Origin of the sequence: Stackebrandtia sp., from assembly GCF_035643755.1 — a bacterium.
In the GTDB taxonomy this organism is placed as follows: Bacteria; Actinomycetota; Actinomycetes; order Mycobacteriales; family Micromonosporaceae; genus Stackebrandtia.
Map to the genome: position 1 here is coordinate 20,209 of NZ_DASQPW010000117.1, position 9,841 is coordinate 30,049.

13 protein-coding genes are annotated in these 9,841 nt (G+C 66.0%); 6 read left to right on the forward strand and 7 right to left on the reverse strand.

All coding sequences use genetic code 11. The features are described from left to right. Nucleotides 1-23: 23 nt before the first annotated feature. The 4 genes from VE172_RS09135 to VE172_RS09150 are packed head-to-tail and all read right to left on the reverse strand — an operon-like array spanning nucleotide 24 to nucleotide 5,647. On the reverse strand, nucleotides 24-941 hold the full coding sequence (locus VE172_RS09135) for an ABC transporter ATP-binding protein (RefSeq protein ID WP_324800194.1): 918 nt from the start codon (nucleotides 939-941) through the stop codon (nucleotides 24-26). After that, nucleotides 938-1,825 carry a hypothetical protein gene (locus VE172_RS09140; RefSeq protein WP_324800198.1) on the reverse strand — a complete coding sequence of 296 codons (888 nt, stop codon included), beginning with the start codon at nucleotides 1,823-1,825 and terminating at the stop codon, nucleotides 938-940. The genes VE172_RS09135 and VE172_RS09140 overlap by 4 nt, the downstream gene beginning before the upstream one ends. Further along, nucleotides 1,809-2,759, reverse strand: coding sequence for an ABC transporter ATP-binding protein (locus tag VE172_RS09145; RefSeq protein WP_349258314.1), 951 nt, complete (start codon nucleotides 2,757-2,759; stop codon nucleotides 1,809-1,811). The genes VE172_RS09140 and VE172_RS09145 overlap by 17 nt, the downstream gene beginning before the upstream one ends. Further along, nucleotides 2,747-5,647, reverse strand: coding sequence for an AfsR/SARP family transcriptional regulator (locus VE172_RS09150; protein ID WP_324800203.1), 2,901 nt, complete (start codon nucleotides 5,645-5,647; stop codon nucleotides 2,747-2,749). Before VE172_RS09150 ends, VE172_RS09145 begins: the two co-directional genes overlap by 13 nt. 161 nt (nucleotides 5,648-5,808) lie before the next feature. Here VE172_RS09150 and VE172_RS09155 point away from each other — a divergent pair, with 161 nt between their 5' ends. The 5 genes from VE172_RS09155 (at nucleotide 5,809) to VE172_RS09175 (ending at nucleotide 8,512) form a co-directional block, all read left to right on the forward strand. Next, nucleotides 5,809-6,498, forward strand: coding sequence for a hypothetical protein (locus VE172_RS09155; protein ID WP_324800206.1), 690 nt, complete (start codon nucleotides 5,809-5,811; stop codon nucleotides 6,496-6,498). A 28-nt stretch (nucleotides 6,499-6,526) separates the two neighbouring features. After that, a complete protein-coding gene (locus VE172_RS09160; RefSeq protein ID WP_324800209.1) occupies nucleotides 6,527-7,045 on the forward strand; it encodes a hypothetical protein in 519 nt (172 codons plus the stop codon). Between the two features lie 103 nt (nucleotides 7,046-7,148). After that, complete coding sequence (locus VE172_RS09165; protein WP_324800212.1) at nucleotides 7,149-7,400, forward strand: hypothetical protein; 252 nt, start codon at nucleotides 7,149-7,151, stop codon at nucleotides 7,398-7,400. A gap of 4 nt (nucleotides 7,401-7,404) precedes the next feature. Next, complete coding sequence (locus VE172_RS09170; RefSeq protein WP_324800215.1) at nucleotides 7,405-8,106, forward strand: hypothetical protein; 702 nt, start codon at nucleotides 7,405-7,407, stop codon at nucleotides 8,104-8,106. Continuing rightward, nucleotides 8,093-8,512: a hypothetical protein gene (locus VE172_RS09175; protein WP_324800219.1), complete on the forward strand. Its 420-nt coding sequence runs from the start codon at nucleotides 8,093-8,095 to the stop codon at nucleotides 8,510-8,512. The genes VE172_RS09170 and VE172_RS09175 overlap by 14 nt, the downstream gene beginning before the upstream one ends. 30 nt (nucleotides 8,513-8,542) lie before the next feature. On the opposite strand, the gene VE172_RS25400 is transcribed toward VE172_RS09175, so the two are convergent. Further along, on the reverse strand, nucleotides 8,543-8,719 hold the full coding sequence (locus tag VE172_RS25400; RefSeq protein ID WP_349258315.1) for a DUF397 domain-containing protein: 177 nt from the start codon (nucleotides 8,717-8,719) through the stop codon (nucleotides 8,543-8,545). 56 nt (nucleotides 8,720-8,775) lie between these two features. Between VE172_RS25400 and VE172_RS09180 the strand changes: the two genes are divergently transcribed. Beyond that, the gene (locus VE172_RS09180) at nucleotides 8,776-8,958 is read left to right on the forward strand and encodes a hypothetical protein (RefSeq protein WP_324800221.1); all 183 of its coding nucleotides are present in this window, start codon (nucleotides 8,776-8,778) and stop codon (nucleotides 8,956-8,958) included. A gap of 161 nt (nucleotides 8,959-9,119) precedes the next feature. Here VE172_RS09180 and VE172_RS25685 read toward each other — a convergent pair whose 3' ends face one another. Further along, nucleotides 9,120-9,260 (reverse strand): DUF397 domain-containing protein, encoded by a 141-nt coding sequence (locus VE172_RS25685; RefSeq protein ID WP_414715077.1) that lies wholly within the window; start codon nucleotides 9,258-9,260, stop codon nucleotides 9,120-9,122. 2 nt (nucleotides 9,261-9,262) lie between these two features. Beyond that, on the reverse strand, nucleotides 9,263-9,841 hold a 579-nt coding region (locus tag VE172_RS09185; RefSeq protein ID WP_324800224.1), incomplete at its 5' end, for a DUF5753 domain-containing protein.

Here is a 9,841-nt window from a genome sequence, read left to right on the forward strand (position 1 = left end):
TGTTCTCCTTTCCTTCTGTCCCACTACGACTGGACCAGGTAGCCGAAGACGCTCTCGAGCGATTCGTCGGCGGGTGTGATGTCGTACAGGCGGATCTTGTGGTCGCGGGCCAGCTTCGGCAGCGCCTGGGTGAAGCGTCCGAAGTCGCTGGTCTGGACGTGCAGCGCGCCGTCGGCCTCGTCGACCTGGACGGCGCCCACGGCCCCCTCCGCGACGAGGACGGCGCCGAGCCGGCGGTCGTCGTCGCTGTGGAGTTGGTAGCGGTGTGGACGGTCGGTCATGAGGCGGCGGATCGCGCGGTAGTCGCCGCTGGCGGCGTGGCGCCCGGCCACCATCACCTCGATGTGGGTGGCCAGCTGCTCCACCTCCTCGAGGATGTGGGAGCTGAACAGCACGGTGCGCCCGTCGGATGCCATGCGCCGCAACAGGTCCATCAGGTGGAGCCGCTGGCGCGGGTCCATGCCGTTGAACGGTTCGTCCAAAAGCAGCACCGCGGGGTCGTGCACCAGGGAGGCGGCCATCTTCATGCGCTGCTTCATACCCTTGGAGTACGTGGAGATCCTCCGCCCCGCCGCGTCGGCCATCTCGACGATGTCGATGGCGCGGTCGGCGGCGCCGCGCGGGTCGCTCAGCCCGTGCAGCTTGGCGTTGGCCAGCACGAACTCCGCGCCGGTCAGGAAGTCGTACATGGCCTCCTGCTCCGGCACCATGCCGATCTGGCGGTAGATCTGCTCGTTGCGCCACGTGGGCGCCCCGTCCAATGCGACGGTCCCGGTGGAGGCGGCGGCGAACCCGGCCATCATGTTGAGCAGCGTGGTCTTGCCCGCTCCGTTGGGCCCCAGCAGACCCGTGATGCCCGGCCCGATCGTCATGGTGACGTCGTTGACCGCCACCACGTGTCCGAACCATTTGGACACTCGCTCGATGTGGATGGTGCTCATGCCTTGGCCGCCTTCCGATAACGCACCAGCAGCAGCGCGTAGCACACCGCGGTGACGCCCAGCAGGATGATGGTGAAGCCGACGCCGCCGGCGAAGTTGGGTGCCTGCGCCGCCCCGGTGGAGGAGTAGTGGAAAAGTCCACTTTGGGCCATGTCGTACATGGTCACCGGCGACGCCACGCTGGCCCAGGTGGCCGCGGTGGTGGAGCCGCCGAAGCTCAGCACGCTCTGCAGCATGTTCGCCGTCCCGTACGAGCCGACCACCACGGCGATGATCGCCGCGACGCCCAGGCCGCGACGCGGCGTGACCGAGGCCAGCAGCAGGCCGATGCCGGTCAGCAGCAGCGCCAGCAGGGCCACGCCGAACAGCGCGCCCAGGAAGTGCACGGACGTCGAGCCGAACGGCAGCTTGATCAGCAGGCTTCCCAGATACAGCAGGACGAGCGGCGCCGCCAACAGCAGGAACATTCCACTGAAGACGCCCGCGAACTTCGCCTTGACGTAGTCGCCGGGACTCAGCGGCCGCGAGAAGTACAGCGGCAGGGTGTGGAAGCGCAGATCCCGCGAGACCGCCTGCGGTGCCTGGACGGCGATGAACAGCGCGGGGATCATCTGGATGAACACCGGGTACTGATGGAACTCGACGACCTCGGTCTTCAGCTGGGTCTCCACCGCGATGATGATGAACGCGGGGATCACCGTGCAGCCCACCAGGAACCACGGGAAGAGCTTCGCGACGACGCCGCGCCCGATGCCGTAGGAGCCGCGCAGCGTCTGCGAGTACAGGGCCTTGACGATGTCGAAGCGACCCAGGCGCTGCCCCTCGTAGCGCCGGTAGCCGATGTTGTGGATGACGCCGGAGGCGCCGCTAGTTTGCGTTGACACGGTTCTGGCTCCCTTCGGGCGCGGGGTCGGCGAAGATCTCGGCGATGCGGTGCCGGTCGCGTTGCAGCCGCACCAGACCCAGCCCGGCGCCGGCGACGGCGTCGCGAATCGTGTCGTAAGTGGACTCGTTGGCGGCGGGGATGTACAGCAGCTCGCCCTCGCGCCGCACGTCCAGTCCCGACTGTCCCAACAGGTTCGCCGCCTGGTCGCTGGCCCCCATGCCGCCCGACGGGTCGAGCACCTCGACGATCAGGGTCGCGATGTCCTCCATGAGGTCGCCGGTGGCCTCGGACTTCAGCAGCCGCCCGCCGTCGACGACGACGACGTGGTCGCTGGTGCGTTCGAGTTCCCCCAACAGGTGCGAGGTGACCAGCACGGAGATCCCGAACTTGGTCCACACCCGGCGGATCAGGTCCAGCATCTCGTCGCGCCCCACCGGGTCCAGCCCGTTGGTGGGCTCGTCCAGGAACACCAGCTGCGGGTCGTGCACCAGCGCCTGGGCCAGCTTCACCCGCTGCTTCATGCCGGTGGAGTAGCCGCCCATCGGGCGGTACCGTTCCTCGTTGAGTCCGACGTGGCGCAGGGTGTCGGCGGTGCGCTCCCGGGCCGCCCCGGTGGGCAGCCCCGAGATGCGGGCCATGTGCATGACGAACTCGGCGGCCGACACGTCGGGGGGAAGGCAGTCGTGTTCGGGCATGTAGCCGATCCGCTGCCGAATCTGGTCGCTTTGCGTGGCGATGTCGAGGCCCAGGACGGAGGCCCGCCCCGAGGTGGGTTGCGACAGCCCGAGCAGGATCTTGATCAGGGTGGACTTGCCCGCGCCGTTGGCGCCGACCAGGCCGCACACCCCGTCGGGGATGTCGACCGTCAACTGGTCCAGCGCGGTCACGCGCGGATATTTCTTGGTGAGAGCTTCAATGGTTATGGTGGACACACGTTGAAACTATCGGTGGCGCAGGGGTTTCGCGTCCTTCGCGGGGCCGAGGAGACCCTTAAACCTTCGTCGGGGGTGCACGGACCTTTAGTCAGGGGTTTCCCCGTGAAGTTCGACAACCTTGTGCGGGTCTCGGCCGCGTCGGGATGCCCGATCGCCTCGAAGATCTCGGCCGCCCGGCGGTAGTGGTCGGCGGCGAGCTCGGGCTCGTCGGTGGCGGCGTGGCTGTCGCCCAGCACCGCCAGCACCTCGGCCTCGGCCTGCCGCGACCCGAACGAGCGGTACACCTCGGCGACCTCCCGATAGCACCGCTGGGCCTCACGGTGCTGCCCGAGCGCGGCGTGGATGTCGCCGCGGATCCGCTGCACCACGGCGCGGCCGTGCCGGTCGTCCAGTTCGGCGAAGATCGCCGACGCCTCGTCGCACTGGGCCAGGGCCTCGTCGTGTCGGCCGAGTTCGGCAAGAAGCGTTGCGACGCTGAGGATCGCGATCGCGGCGTTGTGGTGGTGACCGGCGCTTCGCACCAGCTCCCCGGACCGCCGCATCCGTTCCAGTGTGTCCTCGGGGGACTGGCCGGGAAGGCTGGCGCGCAGCGATTCCACCAGGCCCATGCCCAGGACGTCGTCGTGGGCGGCGAACAGTTCCTGGGCGCGGTCGACGGCGGGGCCGACGTCGCCGAAGCGGCGCTGGAACCACGCCATCCGCCCGGTCTCGTAGAGCGTGCGGGCCTCGGCCAGGTCGTCGCCGGTGCGCGCGGCCGACGACAGGGCGATGTCCATGATGGTCCGCCATTCGTCGTGCAGCGCCTGGTTGTTGTAGAACGTACACAGCAGACAAGCCAGGCGCCAGGCGTGATCGTCGAAACCGGACGCGTGCGCCCACTCGATGACGGGACGCAGGTTGGGGTACTCCGAGATGAGGAACTCCAACGACTCCTGGTGGTCGGCGGGACGGACCGTCGCCGACCCCGCCGCGGGCGGCAACAACGTGGGGAGGACGCGCGCCTGGTTGAGGCGCTGCTCGGCGGCGTACGCGGAATGCGTGTAGTGGTCGATCAATCGGGTCGCGGCGGCGCGTCGGTCGGGCTCGTCGTCGTCGCGCCCGACGAGCTCGCGGGCGTATTCGCGCATCAGGTCGTGAAGGGCGTACCGCCCGGGGACGTGCTCGGTGAGCAGGTTGGCGCGCACGAGCTCGGCCAGCAGCGGCCTGCCCTGTTTCGGCGGCAGGCCGATGAGACTGGCCGCCGCGGCGGACCCCAGGTCGGGCCCGGGGTGCAGCCCCAACAGGCGCAGCAGCCGGGCCGCCTCGGGGCTCAACGCGCGGTACGACCACGAGAACACCGAGCGCACGTCCGTCACCGCCGAGGCGGTGTCGAAGGCGTCGAGCCCCCGGCGCAACTGGGCCGCCACCGCGCTGAGCCGCGAATCGTGGCAGGTCGCGGCGCGGGCGGCGGCGATCGCGATGGCCAACGGGAGCCGCGCGCTGGCGGCGATGATGTCGTCGGCCGCCTTCGGCTCCACCCGCAGCCGTTCGCCACCCAGGCGCCTGGCCAGCATCTTCCGAGCGTCGTTGACGCTGGGCAGATCGAGATTGATGCGGCGCGCCCCGTCGGTGACGATCAGGCTCAGCAACACGTCGCGGCTGGTGATCAGCGCCAGGCATCCCTCACCGCTGGGCAACAACGGCCTCACCTGGTCGCTGGAGTTCACGTTGTCCAGCAACAGCAGCATCCGTCGACCGTCCATGACGGACCGATACATCGCGGCGCGCTCGTCGACGTCGTCGGGAACGTCCTCGCCCCGCACCCCCAGCGCCCGCAGGAATCGCGCCAGCACCCGCCCGGGCGACAACGCCTGGTCGGCGTGGTAGCCGCGCATGTTGACGAACAGCTGCCCGTCGGGAAACTCCTCGGAGACCCGTCGCGCCCAGTGCACCGCCAGCGTCGACTTCCCGACCCCCGCCGTCCCCGTCACGACCCCCACCACGGGGCCCGCCGACACATCCATGGTGGACACCAGCGCGTCCAGTCGGGACAGTTCCGCGGCCCGCCCCGCGAAGGCCGCCGTATCGGACGGCAACTCCCGTGGCACGGGCAACGACACCGCCGCCGCCGCGGGCTCGGCGTCGGCCCGTGTGGTCAGGATCGTGGTGTGCAGCGCCCGAATCTCCTCGCTCGGCTCGATGCCGAGCTGGCTGTTCAGGTGGTGACGGAACCCGTGATAGGCGTTCAGGGCCTCGCCCCGCCGCCCGCGGCGATGCAGCGCCCGCATCAGCTGCCCCCACAGCCGTTCCCGCAGGGGATACCGCGCCGTCAGCGTCACCAGCTCGTCCACCACGTCCGAGGCATCGCCGCGCCGCAGCAGGATGTCGATGCGCCGTTCCGTCAACGTCAACCGCTGCTCCACCAACCCCGGCACCACCTCCCGTTGCAGCAGGGCCGACGCCACATCCGCCAACGGCTCGCCCCGCCACTGCGCCAGCGCCGCCGTGACGGCCGCCAGCTCGCCGTCCGTGTCGTTCGCGGCGTCGGCCGCGTCGGCCTCGCGCACGTGCGCCTTGACGCGCCCGAGATCGGTGACGACGGCGTCGCCGTCCAGCCGATACCCGTTGGGACAGGTGACCACCACGTCGCCCGCCCCGACCCGCTCCAGCTGCGCCCGCACCCGCGCGGCGCACAACTGCACCGCCCGGCGCGGCTTCTCGGGCGGCTCGGCACCCCACATGGCCTCGGTAAACTCGTACAGCGTCACCTGGCGCCGAGCGTTCACCACCAGCGCGGCGAGGAACGCCCGCGACCGCGCCGATGTGATCTCCAGCTCCGTCCCGCCCGCCGCGACCCGCAGCGGGCCCAGCACACCGAGCTCGATCGGGGCTTCGGACGCGGACATACCAGCAATTTTGCCGCAGCCCCGCGGTGATCTTGGAGTCGGCTCGGGCCGACACGCGTGTCGGTGAAGCCGTTTTGAAGTCGGCGCTCGTCATGATTACTTGCGGGGCGCGGCATGTGTGCCGTCGCGCTCCGCACTTCGCACACTCTTAAGGAATCCGCATGTCGATTCGTGCCGTGTCCGCAGTCTCCCTCGCCCTCGTGCTGCTCCTGGCGGGGTGCAAGAGCAACGACGACGGTTCGTCCGCCGGCGGAGACAACGCCAGCGGCTCGTCGGACTCGTCGAAGCCGAAGTACACGGACTTCAAGGACTTCCCCGGCGACGAGCTGTCGTATTCCGAGGGCGGCACGTTGCAGCCCGTCCCGCTTCGCCTGAAGGTCGTGGACTCGCAGTGGTCGACGGAGCTGGGCGACCACTCGGCGAAGGTCGGCAGCCACTACCTGGTGCTCTACATCGCGGCCACCAGCGGGGCGGACGATCGCGGCGCCCAGCACGTCGGGTTGAACGTCCAGTACACGGGCGTGAAGTTCAAGGCCGACAACCCCTCCGACTGCGAATACGGCCAGGGCGACGACGGCTGCACGTACGCGTCGAGCGAGGTCTCGGATCTCGACAAGAAGGTCGAGGACAACACCTGGCGCGACCACCTGTGGATCGTGAACCAGTACTCCTACGTCGACATCGCACCAAAGGAAACCCTGATCGGCGCCCTGGCGATCGAGGTCTCTGACAAGATCACGGGCGTCAGCGACGTCCAGTTCTGCGCGGCCAGCCCGACGAAGGGCACCCAGATGTATCCCGAAACCTTCCCGTGCATGTCGCTGAACAAGCAGCCGAAGGCCCGCAAGTAACCGAGCCCGTATTCCTTTGAGGACTCCGATGAAACGTACCCTGTCCCGCACCGTCGCCGTCGCCCTCGCGCTGACGGCCGCGCTCGCCCTGTCCGCCTGCAAGGACTCCTCGGACGCCAGCGACGGGAAGTCCAGCGACAAGTCGTCGTCGGCGCAGACCTCCAAGTCGTCCTCCCCGTCGCCGACGGAGGACCCCAAGTCCGCCATCGGCGCGATCTCCCGCTACGAGGACTACCTGCACGCCGTGGGCAACAAGGACACCGACACGATGTGCGAGATCGCCAAGCCCGCCATGGACACGGTGGGCGGCGACTGCGCGTCGAACTTCCAGATGATGTTCCAGCTGTTCTCCGCCGACCAGTTGAACGCGCTGAAGACCGCGACGATCGACAAGCCCCAGGTGCAGGAGAAGGGCGTGGGCGAGGTCTTCATCCCCGCCACGGCGGTGAAGTGCGACGCCAAGTTCAGCTCGGACACCCTCGGGGACGTCACGATGAAGTACCAGAACGACAACTGGTTCATCATCGACGCGGGCAATAACTCCTGATTGGACGCCGCGCCCGTCGCCCGCGTTGTGTCGGGGTGGGGACTGTGTGCAGGCATGTCGATGCGTTAGATTGTGGCATCGCACACGGAGGAGGTCGAGGACTTTGGCGTCCATTGAGGATCTTGAGGTCGCGGTGCAGGGCTGTATCGCCGACGCCGAGAGGGTAGTGACGGGGCTCGGGTCGTCGGGTGAGTCGAACCAGGAGTTGTCTGGTTCCTTTGCCGCGCTGGGAAACCTGAGCGTGCCGCAGATGTTGGACGGGGCGGGGCAGTCGATCGAGCAGGCGGTGGAGCAGGTCGCGGCCGAGACCGAGACGCTGCGTCAGGCTCAGGCCAACGCTCAGGCGGCGAGGTAGCCCCGTGGTGTCGATTGGCGAGGTTGTGGCGAAGTTGGATGCCGATGCGCAGTCGTTGGACGCGTTGGCGGTGAAGATCCAGGGTGCGAAGCAGTTGGCCGAGGAGCTGCGGGAGCAGTTCGCGTCGATGGGGATTGGTGACAGTCGTACGGGACGGCAGATCGACGCGTCGATCACTGATCTGGACAACGCGTTGGCGCAAAACGACGCCGCCAAGGCCACGTTGGAGCGGGCACGGGAACAGGTACAGAAGGCCGAGTACGGATTAACGGGACAGGACGGAGTCGGCTCGATTGTGGCCGCAACCTCGTCGCCCCACGAAATGGCGAGTTCACCAAAACCTGAACCTACGGGTGAAGAACTGGTGGATATGTCGAAGCCGAAGTCGATCTCGCAGGGCCTGATGGGTGTCTTGACGTCCAAAGGCGATGATGTCTCCGATGCGTTGACGGAGGCCGCCAATGCGGTCGATACCGCAGGTTCATTTATCAAGCACGACCAGGAACCGCCAGAGTTCAGGAATACCAGTACATCCACGCAAGTCTCTGAGACGCCGCAGTTTGTTCCTCAACGCCCCGATCATGCCGACACGGGTGGTGCCGTGGTTGCAGGCTTCGTGGCCTCGTTGCTGGTTGTCAAGTCTGTCCAGGTAGTCACTGATAAGGTCGCACAGGTTCGCAGATGGAGGGGCCATGAGCCACGATGATGACGTCAAGCTGATCAAGCAGTCGATCACCTACGGTGCTGACGCGCCAACTGATGTCATTGAGCGCATCGGGGTCGAGCGCACGTACGCGTTGATCTCGTCAGCGCTGACGCTCGCAGTGCAACGCAAGTTTTCCCCGACAGCCACTGTGGACGAGATAGGGCAATACGCGAAGGGTTTGCCCGCGCGATTCCCTGAGGGCCAAGGCGAGATCGTACCCAGCAAGGCCGAGGCCGTGATTCGTGCTGCACGTGGCGAACTCGCCGCTTTGCAGCCGCTGTCGCATAGCGACATTCTCGGCATGATGTTCCTGGTCACCTACGCGATCATGAGCCACGAGAACCTACGAGGCGATCTACTCGATGCCTACGTCGATGACGTGCTCAGCATGGCCAGTGCCAACTAGCCGACGTTGGAAACGCTCGGCCGCAGTGCTTTAGCGACGTATCGAGGTTTTCTTGCGATGCAGTGCGACCTCGACGCAGCTTCCCCCAACGTTGTTGCTACGTGAGCTTTTGCGCCACACGGTGACTTCGACGCAGTTGCCGCCTTGTTCTCCTGACCTGCGGCTCTTCGTCCAACGAGATGGGCCTTGGGGGTGTGAGGTAGCCATGAAAAAGGATCCCTAATGGTCTTTTCGACGAGCTTCTTGAAGAAGGCCAGTCCATCGTGGCGGAGGCCGTGATTCGGTATGCGTTTGGGGAAGAGGAACTGTTGGCTGGGGTTGGGGTGGAGGACCTGCGTACGTTGTTGTTCTTGTTGCCGTACGCGATTGTCAGCGAGCAGAACATCGAAGGGGCGAGCTTGGATGTGTTCGTAGCGAACGTCATCAAGACCGCCGATGAGGGTTAGTGGGTTAGCGTTCCTCGCCGCGATCGCTGCGTGATGATCCAGTTTGGACGCAAGACTCTTGGCTGTGGTTGTGGGGAGAATTGCTGCGCCAGACACAAACCTCAACGCAGTTGACGTCGCCGCTGCTTGAACTGCGGGTGCTCTTGCGCCAGGTTCTGGGGTCAGTTTTGGTGTTCATGGCTCGAGATCCGCACCTTCTTTCGCTGCAAGGTGATCTCGACGCATTGGCCTCCGCCGCTCTCGCTTCGAGTGCTTTTACGCCAAGACGTCGTGTTGTCGTGGTCCTTGGATTGATGGTGCATAGTCACTCGAGGTCCTTCGCGAATTCTTTGATGAGCTTGGTGGATTCGTTAGCGTTGAGCGCAGTTCGGTCAAGACCATCGTACGTCCGTTGGAACCGTTCCACTTTCGCAGCTTCCTCCAAGAACGTTTGTCCCGCAAGGTTTTCCACATATGAGACCTCGGGGTATGGGTCAGGCATGCTGAAGTTTGTGAATGGTCCTGTGTGTCCCGCATCCCATTCTGTACACGCTGAAGACAACACACGAATGGAGATGTGTGGGCGCGAACCGAGCTCGAGCAAGTGAATCAGCTGGTTGTGAAGCACTTTGGGTCCACCAACGGCACGGCGCAATGCAGGTTCCTCCAAAATCACTGAGAGCTGAGTTGGGTGCTCCTTGTGAAGGATTCGTTGCCGTATCATGCGCAACTCAACCATGCGTGCCACTGTCTCTTTTGGTGTATCTTTGCCGAGCGCGTTAACGGTGACAGCTCTGGCGTACTCCCGAGTCTGGAGAAGGCCGTGTATCAAAAGTGGACTGAATGTCCGAATGTGCGACGCTCGAGCTTCAAGCCATGTGAAGTCCAGAAATCCCGTCTCGAG